We start from the raw sequence: 12204 nt of genomic DNA, 5'->3' as shown, positions 1-12204 counted from the left end.
TCGAGGACAATCCAGGGCGAATTCCGTACCCTCTCTGTCACAGCCTTCTACGACAGAAACCTGTCGGCCTGCCCGGCGTCTGGCACGAGGCAGAGATCGTGGCGGCCGAACCAGCGATAGCGGTTGCCGGCGATGCGGTCATACAGCCAATCCCGCACGGGCCGCGGGATCAGACGCAGGAGCTTGAAGGCGCGCCAGAGACCGCTGAATCCGCGCACGATCTCGATTGCTGCGTCGCTGCGGACGAACAGGCGTCCCTCCTGGATCAGGAGGTTGGTTTCCCAATGATCGGTGGGCAGGCCGTAGTGACGATAGAGTGCTGCCGCCAGATCCGATTGCGCGGCGAGAAAGCGATAACGGCCCACTTTGTCATGGCGCAGCACGAAGCGCACAAAGCCGGAGCATAGTGCACAGACCCCATCGAACACGATCAGCGGGTGTTCATCCGGAAAGGCCGGCACTGCCGGATCGCTGCGATAGCTGTAAGCCTCAGTCATGCGCATGCTTATCATTAGCACGAAATCCGTCACGGCGTGCCGAGCTGGAGGCCGCCCAGAATGACCCAGGCGATGAAGGCATAGCGCGCTGCCTTGCCGATGAGGACCAGAATGAAGAAGGGCAGGAACCGTGCCCGCAGCATGCCGGCCGCAAGCGTGATCGGATCGCCGATGATGGGAACCCAGGACAAGAGCAGCAGGGGATAGCCATAGCGCTGGAAGAGCCGGCTCGCCTGGTCCAGACGCTGCCGGCTCACCGGAAACCATCTCCGATCCTGCCAGTGGAGGAGATAGCGGCCGAGCAGCCAATTGGCGACACCGCCCAGCGTGTTGCCGGCCGTGGCGACCAGCAGGACCGGGAGCCACGCTTGCGGCTGCTCCAGCAGCAAGGTGGTGAGGACAGCCTCGGAAAAGCCCGGCAGGATGGTGGCGGCGCCGAAGGCTGACAGGAAGAGCGTGAGATAGGCAAGCAGGCTCATGCAAGACGACGGATGCTGGCCATGAGCTCTGCCGGCGTGGCGCAGAGCGCATCGGCGCCGGCCCTGGCCAGTTCCGCTTCACTGCCATAGCCATAGAGGACGCCGAGGCTTCGCAGGCCATTCTTCTTTGCGCCGATAATGTCATGTTCCCGGTCGCCGACCATTAGCGCACGCGCCGCATCGATCTTGTGCGTCGAGATGACATGCGCAATGAGCGCGCCCTTATCGGCCCGGGTCCCGTCGAGCTCGGCCCCTTCGACGGCGATGAAGAAACGCGTGAGATCGAAATGATCGACAATCGGCCGTGCGTAGAAATGCGGTTTCGAGGTTGCCACGAACAATCTTGTGCCAGCGGCGACGAGGTCGGCAAGCGTTGCGGTGATGCCGGCAAAGAGCGTGTTCTCGAACATGCCGGTCACGCCGAAACGGTCGCGATAATGCTGCAGCGCCGTGCTCGCCAAGGCAGGGTCACCCAGCAAACGTTCGAAGCTGCCCAGAAGCGGTGGGCCAATGCACCAGGTGAGATCGTCCGCGGGATCGATGACGGCCGCCATCTTCTCCAACGCATAGCGGATCGACCCGATGATGCCGATCTTGGGATCCGTCAGCGTGCCGTCGAGGTCGAAGAGGATCGACTCGAACGCAGGCATCAGCGGAACAGCAGTGCCGCGGTCAGCACGGCGATGAGCAGCCACAGCCACCAGTTTGAGCCCTGGCGGTTGATGACGCGCAGGGCCTCGGGATCGAGCTTCAGGCCGCCATCTGCCAGATGGCTGACCAATCGCTCGACGGTCCGCAACACGGTGGGGCCACGCTCGACCACGTCGAGGAAATCGGCAATGCCCTGCTCGATGCGTGCCTTGGGACCGCGATTTTCGATCATCCATTGTTCGATAAGCGGGCGCGCCAGCGTCCAGATGTTGAGCGTCGGGTTCAATTGGCGCGAAACACCCTCGGCCATCAGCATGTTCTTCTGGAGGAGCAGCAATTGCGGCTGCACTTCCATGTCGAAGGTCTCGGCGATGGCGAACAGCTGGCCCAGCATGCGGGCAAAGCTGATCTCGTGGAGCGGCCGGCCCTGGATCGGCTCGCCGATCGAGCGCAAGGCCAGTGCAAACTCGTCGATCGACTGGCTCTGCGGCAGATAGCCTGCCTCGATATGCATCTTGGCGACGCGGATATAGTCGCGCTCCAGGAAGCCCAGAAGCATGTCGGCGAGATAGAAGCGCGTCTTCTTCTCAAGGCGCCCCATGATGCCGAAATCGACCACCTGGATGGCGCCATCATAGCCGACCGTCATGTTGCCGGGATGCTGGTCGCCGTGGAAATAGCCGTCGCGGAAAGCCTGGTTGAAAAAGATGTTGGCGGCCTTGGTCAGCACATCGTCAACGTCGAGGCCGGCCGCGCGCATGGCGGGGCCGTCATCCATCGGAATGCCGGTCATGCGTTCCTGGGTCATGACACGCCTGGCGGTGCGCGCCCAATCGATCGCCGGCACACGGTAGCTGGGATCGCCTTCGAAATTGTCGCGGAGTTCCGAGGCGGAGGCGGCTTCAAGCCGCAGGTCCATTTCGATATGCACGGTGGCGGCGAAGGTCTTCACCACCTCGACCGGCTTCAGGCGCCGGAGCTTCGGCTGCGTGCGCTCGATGATTTCAGCGATCCACATGAGGAGGTCGATATCCGACTGGAACGCTTCTTCGATCCCCGGCCGCAGCACTTTCACCGCCACAGGGCGGCCGTCGAGTGCATCCAGTTCCGGCGTGGTGACAGCGAAATGCACCTGGCTGATCGAGGCCGCGGAGACCGGCTCGTCGTCGAAGCTGGCAAAAAGGGTGGCGAGCGGTGCCCCCAATTCCAATTCGATGCGCGATTTCGCAGCAAAGGAGCTGAAGGCCGGCAGCTGGTCCTGCAATTTGGCAAGGTCGGCCGCCACCTGCTCGCCCAGAAGATCGGAGCGGGTCGAGAGCACCTGGCCCAGTTTGATGAAAGCGGGACCGAGCTCGGCCAAGGCTGCCGCCAGACGCTCGCCGGGTCGCTGGCCAGCCACTTCACCCCCGAACAGGATGCGGGCGAAGAACAGCAGGACGGGGGCAAGGCCCGCATTGGACAAGGCGGCCTCGAATGGGGCGAGGGCGCCGTGCCGGGCAAAGACGCGGGCGATGACGAACAGGCGATAGAGCGAGCGGAGCGTGCGGAGCATCAGACGCGCCAGCCGGAATGAAGGGCCGCGATGCCGCCTGTGAGATTGCGATAGGTCACGTTGCGGAAGCCTGCTTTGCTCATCATGCCTGCAAGATTGTCCTGGGTCGGAAATTTGCGAATCGATTCCACCAGATATTGATAGGAATCGCGATCGCCGGCGACCTGCTGGCCCAGCCAGGGCAGGACCTTGAAGGAATAGACGTCGTAGAGCTTGGAGAGTGCTGGCAGGGCGACATGGCTGAATTCCAGGCACAGGAACCGCCCGCCCGGCCGCAGCACGCGATAGGCTTCCTCAAGGGCGCGTTGCTGGCGCCCGACATTCCGCAGGCCGAAGGCGATCGTATAGCTGTCGAAATGCATGTCCTCGAAGGGCAGGTCCTCGGCGTTGCCGCTGACCCAGTCGAGGCCGCTAAGGATACCCTTGTCGATGGCGCGGTCGCGGCCGACCTCCAGCATGGCAGGGGTGAGATCGCAGATGGTCACATGGGCGCTGGRCTGGCGCTCATGGATGCGAAAGGCGATGTCGCCCGTGCCGCCTGCCACATCCAGGCTGTTCCAGCCCGGACGGGGGCTGAGCCAGTCCAGCATGGCTGATTTCCACAGGCGATGGATGCCGCCCGACATCAGATCGTTCATGAGGTCGTATTTGCCGGCAACCGACGAGAACACACCCTGCACCAAGGCGGCCTTCTGCCCAGCCTCGATGCGGCGAAAGCCGAACCAGGTGCTGTCGTTACCGTTAGTTTCGTGATCAGAGGGTGTTTCGACCGGCATGTTTCTTTCCCGTTTGGCCGGGACTTTAGCTGTTGCTGCCGCCTGATACCAGTCTTTGAGATCAATAACTTGACGACGCCCTTTTGCCCCATTACCGCTAGCAAATCATGCCTGAATTACCTGAAGTTGAGACGGTTTGTCGCGGGCTGGCGCTGAAGCTGCTGGGCCGGCGTCTCGCGGCCGTGGAGCAGCGCCGTCCCAATTTGCGCTTTCCCTTCCCCGAAGGCTTCGTGGCGCGCCTCACGGGCCGGCGCATCGATGCCATCCGTAGGCGCGCCAAATACATCATCATCGAGCTCGATGACGGGATGGTCCTTCTGGTTCATCTCGGCATGTCCGGCTCGATGGTCGTCAACGAAAAGCGGCCGGCGCTCCTCGACCGCCATGACCATGTCGTGTTCGACATCGACAATGGCACCTGCGTCCGCTTCAACGATGCGCGCCGCTTCGGCCTCATGGATCTGGTGAGTGCGGCGGAACTTGGCGACCACAAGCTCATTCGCAGTCTGGGTCTTGAACCGCTGTCGCCGGACTTCAACGGTGCGTCGCTCGCGGCGATGCTGAAAGGGCGCAAGACCTCGGTCAAGCTTGCCATCATGGATCAGCGGCTGGTTGTTGGCGTCGGCAATATCTAWGCCTCGGAATCGCTCTTCCGTGCCGGCATCAGCCCCAAGCGCCGCGCCAGCACCATCCAGGGCGAACGCGCCGAGAAATTGGCCGCCGCGATCAAGACCGTGCTCAAGGAAGCGATCAAGGCCGGCGGCTCGTCCCTGCGTGATTATGTCCAGGCCAATGGCGAGCTCGGCTATTTCCAGCACCGCTGGAAAGTCTATGACCGCGAGGGCGACAAATGCCGCGTCTGCGGCGGCCCGATCAAGAAGATCACCCAGGGTGCGCGGTCGACGTTTTACTGCCCGGTGGATCAGCGATAGCGACAGAGCATCGCGACGGAAAATGGTGTCTCAACTGGCTAGCTGGATGTCCGTCTTGACGGAATTGGCAATGAAGCACTGTTCATGCGCCGAGTGATGCAGTTCCGCCTGGGTTTCGGCGGTTGGCGCCGTCCCGGCGTAGACGATGATCGGATTGAGTTCAACGCGGCTGACGACCAATTTCCCGTCGACCATTTCCATCACGCCGGTCGCGTTGTCGGTATAGCTCTCGACGACGATCTGCTTGGGCGCCGCGAGCGAGAGAAAAGTCAACATGTGGCAGCTGGAGATCGCCGCGATATAGGCCTCCTCTGGATCGACGTTGGCTTCCACAGAATAAGGAAGTGGCACGATATGCGGCGAAGCTGACGCCGGCACGACTTGGCCACCGTCAAAGCGCCAAATGTGCGCGCGGCTGTAACGCTTGTCGGTAAATACTGCGCCTTCTCGCTCCCAATGCACTTCGACGGTCATTTTCATGGTAGATCCTCTGTCGGAATGGAAAGAAGTTTCGCAGCCGTTTGAGTGAGGTGGTGGCGAAGATGCCGCGCGGCAGCGTCGACATCTCCCTTCGCGCAAGCAGCAATGATTGCGGCGTGCTCCTCGTAAAAATCAGTGCGCTCTTTGGCGCCACGTTTTTGATGAAAACACGTTCGCCGGGCTTCTCGGCGAAGTCCCGCCAGGGTTGTAAGCAGTCGCGCATTTTTGCACGCGCTGTACAGGGTGCGATGAAACTGCTGGTCCAGCTCTTCAATCCGCAGCGGATCGTATTCTGCGAATAGTTCTTCGTTGAGCCTTTTGGCCGCCCGCAAGGTGGAAGGCGAGAGCAACGGCGCCGACTGTTCCAAGGCAGCAATTTCCAGGATAGCCCGAAGTTCGGAAAGTTCAGTCGCCTCCCGTTCTGAGAGGATCGCTACCACCAGGCTCCGGTCGCGACGCCGCACGACCAAGCCACACCCCAGCAACCGGTCCAAGGCCTGCCTGATGGGCTGGCGGCTGACCCCGAAACGCTCGGCGATCAACTCCTGCTTGAGAACGGAGCCTGGCGCCAATTCGCCCGACTCGATCTGGTCTTGCAGTTCGCTGAAAATTGACTTTGGATCCATGGATCCAAACTAATATGCACTCGCGGAGCTGGTCAAGCGTTAAACAGCTGAAAAATGTTTCCCCTCGGTCGCGGCGTTCTGCTCCCTCCCCGCAGCCGGCGAAGGCCGACATTCGTCGGGGGTTTGAGAGGGTCGGGGAGTGAGGCGCTATGCCTCATGACATATCCGCGTCTTTCCCATGACGCCCCCATGAAATCATTTGCAAATTCGCCTGCGCGCCCGCCGCGTCATCATCCTGCAACGCAATAGACGCTAAGTGCGGGCCACGGATTGAGAGCCCAGTGACTTAAGAGCAGTGACTTAAGAGCTTTGCGAATCGGAACGGGCGATATGAACGCGATGTCCCAGATGGCGAGCGATACGACGCGCTACCGCGCGATCTTCATCTCCGACGTGCATCTGGGCACGCGCGGCTGCAAGGCCGAGTATCTGCTCGACTTCCTGAAGCATAACGAAGCCGATTACGTCTATCTGGTGGGCGACATCATCGATTGCTGGCGCCTGTCCAAGGGCTGGTTCTGGCCGCAAAGCCATAATGACGTGGTGCAGAAGCTGCTGCGGAAGGCGCGCAAAGGCACGCAAGTCATCTATGTGCCGGGCAATCATGACGAGCCGTTACGCGACTATGACGACCATGCTTTCGGTGATGTGCTGGTGATGAACGAGGCGGTGCATGTCACTGCCGATGGCAAGCGTCTGCTGATCATCCATGGCGATGCCTTCGACGGCATCATGCGCTATGCGCCCTGGCTCGCAAGATTGGGCGATTCAGCCTACACGGCAGCACTTGCCCTCAATCAATGGTTCAACCGCGCCCGCCATGTGCTGGGCTATCCTTATTGGTCGCTCTCGGCCTATCTCAAATCGCGGGTCAAGGATGCGGTCAAGTTCATCGGCGATTTCGAACATACGGTCGCGGCCGAGGCCAAGCGCCGCGGCTTCGACGGCGTGGTGTGCGGTCATATCCATCAGGCAGCACTCAAGGATATCGATGGCATTCTCTATGCCAATGACGGTGACTGGGTGGAAAGCTGCACCGCACTGGTAGAGCATCGTGACGGCAGGTTGGAGATCGTCGAATGGGCTGCCAACCGGCAATTGTCGATGCTGACACCGGCCCTGCTGCCGGCAAAGCTGGCACTCGATCAATGAAATCCCTCAACATCGCCATCGTCACCGATGCCTGGGCGCCACAGACCAACGGTGTCGTGCGCACCATCGGCCGCACCATGGACGAATTGGTACAGGCTGGGCACCGGCCGACGATCCTTTCCCCGCAATCCTTCCGCTCAATCGCCTGTCCGACCTATCCGGAAATCCGCCTGGCGATCTTTCCCTATTGGCGGCTGGCGGCAAGGCTCGATGCGCTGGCGCCCAATGCCATTCATATCGCGACCGAAGGCCCGTTGGGGCTGGCGGCTCGGCGTTATTGCCTGCGCCGTGGCCTGCCCTTCACCACGGCCTATCACACGCGCTTTCCGGAATATGTGGCGGCCCGCTTCGGCCTGCCCTTGTGGCTGAGCTATGCCTGGCTGCGGCGCTTTCACGGGGCGGCGCAGGCAACGATGGTGGCCACAGCCTCGATCGAGGCCGATCTGCGCAGCCGGGGTTTCATGAAGATCCGCCGCTGGTCGCGGGGCGTCGATACCAGACAGTTCCGGCCACGGCCCCAAGCCAACGAAGCGCCGCCGCTCCCGGATCTCCCGCGCCCGGTCCATCTTTATGTGGGTCGCCTCGCTGTCGAGAAGAATATCGAAGCCTTCCTGAAGCTCGATTTGCCAGGCAGCCAGGTGGTGATCGGCGACGGACCGCAGCATGCCGACCTCAAGGCGCGTTTTCCCAAGGCGGTCTTCCTCGGCCAGAAGGTCGGCGACGATCTGGCACAGCTTTATGCCGCAGCCGATGTCTTCGTCTTCCCCAGCCTCACTGACACATTCGGCTTGGTGATCCTGGAAGCCCTGGCAAGCGGTGTCCCGGTCGCAGCCTTTCCCGTGGCCGGACCGAAGGATATTTTGCGTGAAGGCGTTTCCGGCGCTCTCGATCTTGATCTCGGCAAGGCGATCAAGCGGGCGCTCAACATCCCGCGGGCACAATGCCGGGCAGAAGCCGAGCGCTTCTCCTGGCGGGCAGCAACCCAGCAATTTCTCAACAATCTCGCCTTGGTGCCGGCGCGGCTGTTCGGCTGAAATTGAAGGCTCGGGCCGGCTGCAGCAAACGCTGCGTATGGCGCGCGATCATCAGTTCCTCATCGGTGGGGATGATGAGCACGCGCGGATGCATTTTATCGGAATCGAGCGACAGGCCGAGCCAAGCCGAACCGGCGACGATCCGCCGGCGGAGATCGGCGCCGTTCTCACCGATGCCGGCAGTGAAGATGAGGGCGTCGATACCACCAAGGACAGCCGCCAGGGCACCCACTTCCTTGGTGATGCGATAGACGAAATGATCCAAGGCAAGGCGCGCCTTCGGGTCGTCACTTGCTTCCAGGATGCGCACATCGTTGCTGATGCCCGAGAGGCCCTTGAGGCCGCATTCATGATAGAGGAAGCGCTCGATCGCGGCGGCGTCCATGCCCTTCTCGCGCATCAGGTAAAGCACGATGCCGGGATCGATGGCGCCCGGCCGTGTCCCCATGGGAATGCCATCAAGGGCGGTGAAGCTCATGGTGCTGTCGACGCTGCGCCCGTCTTTGAGCGCACACAGCGAACAGCCATTGCCCAGATGCGCCACGATGATGCGGCCGTCGGCGATGTCGGGCGCCACCTCTAGCAGCCGTTGTGCGACATATTCATAGGACAGGCCGTGAAAGCCATAGCGTCGAACGCCCTCGCGATAGAGCTCGTCCGGAATGGCGAACCGGTCGGCAAGCTCGCTGTGGCCACGATGAAAGGCCGTGTCGAAGCAGGCGATCTGCAGCAGTTGCGGTTGCCGCCTGCGCCAGCTGAGGATCGGCGCCAGATTCTTGGGCTGGTGCAAGGGCGCCAAGGGCGTCAACGCATGGATGCGGGCCAGGACCTCATCGTCGATGCGCACGGCTCCCGCGAAATCCGCCCCGCCATGGACCACGCGGTGCCCGATGGCGGTGAGCGGCCCGCCGATGGCAGTGGTTCCAGCAGGCCCTTCGAGCCAGTCGGCGACGATCTCCTGCGCTGCTTCCACGCTGGCGACCGCATCGGTGGCGAAGGAATGCTCGACAAGTGTGTCGCCGCTGCCGTTGCGGATGAGGAGGCGCGGCTGGCTGCCAATGCCGTCCAGCAGACCAATCACGCGTCGCGTGAGCTTGTCGCCGGCCGTGGCGAAGACCTGGAACTTGATGCTGGACGAACCGGCGTTGATGGCAAGGAGGATCTGCTGCATGGCAGCGATCCTAGGCCAGGAAGCTGACCTGCTGGCAAGAGCCAATGGCGAAGCGAGGGGCAGGCCAGATAATCCCGGGCCAGATGATCCGCCGGGCCAGATGATCAACGGGCCAGATGATCTATCAGAGCTGTCACCTCTCAGTTAGGATGCCGGCATGCGAATCACGGCGACCCTCGATCCTCATTCCTGGCCGCATGCCGCGGCGGCGCAAAAGGTGCTGCACGCTTTGGCCGCTGCTGGCGGCGAAGGGCGCTTTGTCGGTGGCTGCGTGCGCGATGGGCTGCTCGGCCGGCCCGTGCGCGATCTCGACATCGCGACCAATCTGGCCCCTGAGGCGGTCATCGCAGCCCTGGCAGCGGCCGGCCTCAAATCGGTGCCGACCGGCATCAAGCACGGCACCATCACCGCCATCGCCGATCATGTCGGCTTTGAAGTGACCACGCTCCGCCATGATGTCGAAACCGACGGGCGCCATGCGGTGGTCGCCTTCACCGACGATTGGCAGCAGGACGCAGCCCGCCGCGACCTCACCATGAATGCGCTGTTCTGCGACGCAGCGGGTCAAGTCTATGACTATTTCGATGGCTTGGCTGATCTCAAGGCCGGCCGTGTCCGCTTCGTCGGTGATCCGGCACAGCGCATGGACGAGGATTATCTGCGCATTTTGCGCTTCTTCCGTTTCCACGCGGATTATGCGGCGGGCGATTTCGATGCGGCGGCGATTGTGGCTGCCACCGCCCGCCGGGATGAATTGAAGCGCCTGTCGGGTGAGCGCCTGCGCCAGGAAACATTGAAGCTGCTCGTCGCCCGGCGCGGTGTCGACATCTGGGGCGAGATGCTGCTGCGCGATTTCGGGCCGAGCTATCTGCCCTGGGCCACCAGCCAGGATCGTTTGATCAAGGTGGCGGGGCTCGAGGCGACATTGGCGGTGACGCCCGATCCGTTGCGGCGCCTGGCGGCCCTCACCGTGACGGGAAGCGGCCCCGCCATCGCCGAAACGCTAAAACTCTCCAACGCCGATCGCGGCCGGCTGGAAATGGCCAGCGGCGTGCGCCCCGATTTCAATGTGTCGCACGCGCATCTGGTGCGCCGGCAGATCTACGATCTTGGCAATGCGCGGGCGCTCGATCTGCTGCTGCTCGATTGGGCCAGCGCGGGTCTGGAGAGCGATTGGCACCGCGCGCTCGACATCATCCGCAATTGGCCAAAGCCGGTATTTCCCCTGGCCGGCCGCGATCTCCTGGCCCTCGGCCACACCGCAGGTCCCGACCTCGGCGCCAAACTCGCCGAGATCGAAGCCTGGTGGATCGCCGGCGATTTCACCGCCGACCGCGCAGCGTGCCTCGAGAAAGCGCGGTCGCTGCTGGCTTAAGGCCAGATCACTTCCGGCGGCAGGGACATCAGAATCGCTTCGGTGTTGCCGCCGGTCTTCAGGCCGAAGGTTGTGCCGCGGTCATAGAGCAGGTTGAACTCGACATAGCGACCGCGACGGATCAGTTGCTGGCGGCGCTCGTCTGCCGACCAGGGACGCTCCATGTTCCTGCGCACGATCTCTGGATAGATATCCCGGAAGGCCTTCCCCACCGATTGCGTGAAGGCGAAGTCGCGCTCCCAGCTGCCGGAATTCAGCTGATCATAAAAGATGCCACCCACGCCACGCGGCTCATGGCGATGGGGCAGGTAGAAGTATTCGTCGCACCATTTCTTGAAGCGCGGGTAATAGCTGGCGTCCTGGGCGTCGCAGGCACCTTGCAGTGCCTGGTGAAACAGCGCCGCATCCGCCGCATGGGCGTCTGGAAACGTCGGCGTGAGGTCGGCGCCGCCACCAAACCACGCTTTGCTGGTGACGATGAGGCGCGTGTTCATATGTACCGCCGGCACATGGGGCGAGCGCATATGCGCCACCAGGCTGATGCCGCTGGCCCAGAAGGTGCCGTCTTCCGCGGTCCCTGGAATCTGCTGGCGGAACTCCGGCGAGAAGGTGCCGAAGACGGTCGAGATGTTGACGCCGACCTTTTCGAACAGGCGCCCCTTCATCACCGACATGGTGCCACCCCCACCGGATTCCTGGGCGCCACCATCGCGCTCCCAGCTCGTGCGTTCGAATCGGCCGGGGGTCGATTCGGCGGGCAGATTTGGGTGCGACTCGTACGCATTCTCAAGCTGTTCGAAGCTCGTGCAGATCTCGTCGCGGAGGGTCGTGAACCAGCTTTGCGCCTGTGCCTGGTAGTCCGTGGGACAGGGCGCCTGGTCGGTATAGAGAATCATGAAATGCTCGAAAATCCGGTTTGCCGCAGGGCCTCGCCCGTGACGATGGCGGCGGCCATGGCAACATTGAGCGATCTCATGCCCGCGCGCAACGGAATGACCAGCCGGTGATCTGCGGCCAAATGCACCGCCTCCGGCACACCGCTCGATTCGCGCCCGACCATCAGACTGTCATCGGCACGATAGGCAAAGTCCTGATAGGGGGATGCAGCCTTGGTCGAGAGCAGCAGGAGCCGTCCGGCAAGGCCCGGATTTTCGCTGCGCCAAGCCTGGTAGGTGGCCCAGGAACTGTGGCGCTTGATGTCGACCTCGGCCACATAATCCATGCCCGCCCGCTTCACGCGCTTGTCGTCGAAGATGAAGCCGCAGGGGAAAATCACGTCGACGCTGAGATTCCAGCAGGCGGCTAGGCGCAACAGCGCCCCGGTATTCTGCGGAATGTCCGGCTCAAACAAGACCAAGCGCATGATTCGGTTATGCTTTCAGTAATCCTTGCAGAGCGGAGGGGAAGTGGCCCTGCCTTGCAAATCAAGTGGAAATGTTTATACCCTTGGCGCGGTTAAGGGGGAATGCCGGGGCCTGT

Annotated in this window: 14 protein-coding genes; 4 read left to right on the top strand and 10 right to left on the bottom strand. The window is 62.3% G+C overall.

The annotated features are described in order from the left end of the window. Nucleotides 1-47 precede the first annotated feature (47 nt). Genes AC1DWZ_RS20830 through ubiE form a run of 5 tightly spaced genes read right to left on the bottom strand, consistent with a single transcriptional unit; the run spans nt 48 to nt 3955 of the window. Nucleotides 48-497: a thiol-disulfide oxidoreductase DCC family protein gene (locus tag AC1DWZ_RS20830; RefSeq protein ID WP_477170865.1), complete on the bottom strand. Its 450-nt coding sequence runs from the start codon at nt 495-497 to the stop codon at nt 48-50. A 29-nt stretch (nt 498-526) separates the two neighbouring features. After that, a complete protein-coding gene (locus AC1DWZ_RS20825; protein ID WP_477170864.1) occupies nt 527-976 on the bottom strand; it encodes a YqaA family protein in 450 nt (149 codons plus the stop codon). Continuing rightward, nucleotides 973-1626: an HAD hydrolase-like protein gene (locus AC1DWZ_RS20820; RefSeq protein ID WP_477170863.1), complete on the bottom strand. Its 654-nt coding sequence runs from the start codon at nt 1624-1626 to the stop codon at nt 973-975. Before AC1DWZ_RS20820 ends, AC1DWZ_RS20825 begins: the two co-directional genes overlap by 4 nt. Beyond that, entirely contained in the window at nt 1626-3179 is a 1554-nt protein-coding gene (gene ubiB / locus AC1DWZ_RS20815) for a 2-polyprenylphenol 6-hydroxylase (protein WP_477170862.1), read from the bottom strand. The genes AC1DWZ_RS20820 and ubiB overlap by 1 nt, the downstream gene beginning before the upstream one ends. Beyond that, nucleotides 3179-3955 (bottom strand): bifunctional demethylmenaquinone methyltransferase/2-methoxy-6-polyprenyl-1,4-benzoquinol methylase UbiE, encoded by a 777-nt coding sequence (ubiE, locus tag AC1DWZ_RS20810; protein WP_477170861.1) that lies wholly within the window; start codon nt 3953-3955, stop codon nt 3179-3181. The genes ubiB and ubiE overlap by 1 nt, the downstream gene beginning before the upstream one ends. 107 nt (nt 3956-4062) lie before the next feature. Between ubiE and mutM the strand changes: the two genes are divergently transcribed. Then, entirely contained in the window at nt 4063-4887 is an 825-nt protein-coding gene (gene mutM, locus AC1DWZ_RS20805) for a bifunctional DNA-formamidopyrimidine glycosylase/DNA-(apurinic or apyrimidinic site) lyase (protein ID WP_477170860.1), read from the top strand. A 30-nt stretch (nt 4888-4917) separates the two neighbouring features. Here mutM and AC1DWZ_RS20800 read toward each other — a convergent pair whose 3' ends face one another. Both AC1DWZ_RS20800 and AC1DWZ_RS20795 read right to left on the bottom strand, forming a co-directional pair. Beyond that, the gene (locus AC1DWZ_RS20800) at nt 4918-5361 is read right to left on the bottom strand and encodes an OsmC family protein (RefSeq protein WP_477170859.1); all 444 of its coding nucleotides are present in this window, start codon (nt 5359-5361) and stop codon (nt 4918-4920) included. Nucleotides 5362-5363: 2 nt separating this feature from the next. After that, nucleotides 5364-5993: a GntR family transcriptional regulator gene (locus AC1DWZ_RS20795; protein ID WP_477170858.1), complete on the bottom strand. Its 630-nt coding sequence runs from the start codon at nt 5991-5993 to the stop codon at nt 5364-5366. A 330-nt stretch (nt 5994-6323) separates the two neighbouring features. Between AC1DWZ_RS20795 and AC1DWZ_RS20790 the strand changes: the two genes are divergently transcribed. Beyond that, nucleotides 6324-7145 (top strand): UDP-2,3-diacylglucosamine diphosphatase, encoded by an 822-nt coding sequence (locus AC1DWZ_RS20790; RefSeq protein WP_477170857.1) that lies wholly within the window; start codon nt 6324-6326, stop codon nt 7143-7145. Then, a complete protein-coding gene (locus tag AC1DWZ_RS20785; RefSeq protein ID WP_477170856.1) occupies nt 7142-8179 on the top strand; it encodes a glycosyltransferase family 4 protein in 1038 nt (345 codons plus the stop codon). The genes AC1DWZ_RS20790 and AC1DWZ_RS20785 overlap by 4 nt, the downstream gene beginning before the upstream one ends. Here the strand turns inward: AC1DWZ_RS20785 and AC1DWZ_RS20780 are convergent. Then, a complete protein-coding gene (locus AC1DWZ_RS20780) occupies nt 8139-9350 on the bottom strand; it encodes an acetate/propionate family kinase (RefSeq protein ID WP_477170855.1) in 1212 nt (403 codons plus the stop codon). The two genes, AC1DWZ_RS20785 and AC1DWZ_RS20780, sit on opposite strands and share 41 nt — an antisense overlap. A 157-nt stretch (nt 9351-9507) precedes the next feature. Between AC1DWZ_RS20780 and AC1DWZ_RS20775 the strand changes: the two genes are divergently transcribed. Beyond that, nucleotides 9508-10725 carry a CCA tRNA nucleotidyltransferase gene (locus tag AC1DWZ_RS20775; RefSeq protein ID WP_477170854.1) on the top strand — a complete coding sequence of 406 codons (1218 nt, stop codon included), beginning with the start codon at nt 9508-9510 and terminating at the stop codon, nt 10723-10725. Here the strand turns inward: AC1DWZ_RS20775 and hemF are convergent. Continuing rightward, the gene (gene hemF / locus AC1DWZ_RS20770; protein WP_477170853.1) at nt 10722-11621 is read right to left on the bottom strand and encodes an oxygen-dependent coproporphyrinogen oxidase; all 900 of its coding nucleotides are present in this window, start codon (nt 11619-11621) and stop codon (nt 10722-10724) included. The genes AC1DWZ_RS20775 and hemF overlap by 4 nt on opposite strands. After that, complete coding sequence (locus AC1DWZ_RS20765; protein WP_477170852.1) at nt 11618-12088, bottom strand: tRNA (cytidine(34)-2'-O)-methyltransferase; 471 nt, start codon at nt 12086-12088, stop codon at nt 11618-11620. Before AC1DWZ_RS20765 ends, hemF begins: the two co-directional genes overlap by 4 nt. Between the last annotated feature and the right edge of the window lie 116 nt (nt 12089-12204).

It is taken from the genome of Dongia sp. P2_B8, from assembly GCF_056404715.1.
This window is presented reverse-complemented; position numbering and strand designations above follow the sequence as displayed.

What these genes read in the sequence shown, in the direction of transcription:
- AC1DWZ_RS20790 (WP_477170857.1), top strand. Translation starts at nt 6,324, where the DNA reads ATGAACGCGATGTCCCAGATGGCGAGCGATACGACGCGCTACCGCGCG.
- AC1DWZ_RS20775 (WP_477170854.1), top strand. Translation starts at nt 9,508, where the DNA reads ATGCGAATCACGGCGACCCTCGATCCTCATTCCTGGCCGCATGCCGCG.
- AC1DWZ_RS20765 (WP_477170852.1), bottom strand. Translation starts at nt 12,088, where the DNA reads ATGCGCTTGGTCTTGTTTGAGCCGGACATTCCGCAGAATACCGGGGCG.
- AC1DWZ_RS20780 (WP_477170855.1), bottom strand. Translation starts at nt 9,350, where the DNA reads ATGCAGCAGATCCTCCTTGCCATCAACGCCGGTTCGTCCAGCATCAAG.
- ubiB (WP_477170862.1), bottom strand. Translation starts at nt 3,179, where the DNA reads ATGCTCCGCACGCTCCGCTCGCTCTATCGCCTGTTCGTCATCGCCCGC.
- hemF (WP_477170853.1), bottom strand. Translation starts at nt 11,621, where the DNA reads ATGATTCTCTATACCGACCAGGCGCCCTGTCCCACGGACTACCAGGCA.
- AC1DWZ_RS20800 (WP_477170859.1), bottom strand. Translation starts at nt 5,361, where the DNA reads ATGACCGTCGAAGTGCATTGGGAGCGAGAAGGCGCAGTATTTACCGAC.
- AC1DWZ_RS20820 (WP_477170863.1), bottom strand. Translation starts at nt 1,626, where the DNA reads ATGCCTGCGTTCGAGTCGATCCTCTTCGACCTCGACGGCACGCTGACG.
- AC1DWZ_RS20785 (WP_477170856.1), top strand. Translation starts at nt 7,142, where the DNA reads ATGAAATCCCTCAACATCGCCATCGTCACCGATGCCTGGGCGCCACAG.
- AC1DWZ_RS20830 (WP_477170865.1), bottom strand. Translation starts at nt 497, where the DNA reads ATGACTGAGGCTTACAGCTATCGCAGCGATCCGGCAGTGCCGGCCTTT.
- AC1DWZ_RS20795 (WP_477170858.1), bottom strand. Translation starts at nt 5,993, where the DNA reads ATGGATCCAAAGTCAATTTTCAGCGAACTGCAAGACCAGATCGAGTCG.
- AC1DWZ_RS20825 (WP_477170864.1), bottom strand. Translation starts at nt 976, where the DNA reads ATGAGCCTGCTTGCCTATCTCACGCTCTTCCTGTCAGCCTTCGGCGCC.